Annotated in this window: 2 protein-coding genes; both read right to left on the reverse strand. The window is 73.2% G+C overall.

All coding sequences use genetic code 11. The features are described 5' to 3' along the window. Nucleotides 1-170: 170 nt before the first annotated feature. Nucleotides 171-875, reverse strand: a complete 705-nt coding sequence (locus tag AC27KI_RS25710) for a 2OG-Fe(II) oxygenase (RefSeq protein WP_487091251.1) — start codon at nucleotides 873-875, stop codon at nucleotides 171-173. Further along, nucleotides 872-1012 (reverse strand): methylated-DNA--[protein]-cysteine S-methyltransferase (locus AC27KI_RS25715; protein WP_487116652.1); only part of this gene is annotated, 141 nt, incomplete at its 5' end. The genes AC27KI_RS25710 and AC27KI_RS25715, both read right to left, overlap by 4 nt.

Here is a 1012-nt window from a genome sequence, read left to right on the forward strand (position 1 = left end):
ACCTGCGCATGCAACGCCACGGCCACGGGGCGGGCGAAGCCGCGCAGCAGCACCGCGCCGGGCCCGAGGACGAGCCGGCCGCCCGGCGCTTCATCGGTGTCGAACAGGTCGTCGGTCATGGAGTGAGCGAAGAAGGGCCGAGGCCAGGGCCACCACCGGGGGCCTTGCCGTCAGGCCGCGTCATGAAAAATGAGGCCCATCGTGTGCCGCTGTCCCGAGCGCACCCGCGACACGCCGTGCCGCATCTGCACGCGGTAGGGCCCGCGCGTGCCCTGCACCGGCCGATGGTGCACCGCGAACACCACCGCATCGCCCTGGCGCAGCGGCACCACCTCGGGCCGCGACTGCATGCGCGGGCGCTGCTCGGTCAGCACGAACTCCCCACCCGTGAAATCGGTCCCCGGCGCGGAGAGCAGCACGGCCACCTGCAGCGGAAACACGTGCGCGCCATACAGATCCTGGTGCAGGCAGTTGTAGTCGCCGGGGCCGTACTGCAGCAGCAGCGGGGTGGGGCGCGTCTGGCCGGCCGCATGGCACCGCGCGATGAACGCCGCGTGGTCCGCCGGAAAGCGGTCTTCCAGGCCCAGGGCCGCCTGCCACCGGTTGGCCACCGGCACGAGGTGCGGATAGAGCCCGGTGCGCAGCGCCGCGATGGCCTCGGGCAGCGGGTACTGGAAGTACTGGTATTCGCCACGCCCGAAGCCGTGGCGCTCCATCACCACGCGGCTGCGAAAGCGCGCAGGCTGCGTGTAGAGGCCGGCAAGGGCGCGGCAGTCGGCCGCGGGCAGCAGCGCGTCGATCACGGCCCAGCCCTGGCCGTCCAGCGCCTGGGCCACGGCGTTCCAGTCGATGGCGCACGGGTCGCGCGCGCTCATGCCTGGGCCTCCTTGTCCAGCAGCGCCCGCTTGCGCTCCACGCCCCAGCGGTAGCCGGAGAGCGCGCCGTCGGTGCGCACCACCCGGTGGCACGGAATGGCCACGGCCAGGGCATTGGCCCGCACGCCTGGCCACGG

It is taken from the genome of Acidovorax sp. KPB24-03 (assembly GCF_057546605.1).

Coding starts and splice junctions, on each gene's coding strand:
- AC27KI_RS25710 (WP_487091251.1), bottom strand. CDS start 875: ATGAGCGCGCGCGACCCGTGCGCCATCGACTGGAACGCCGTGGCCCAG.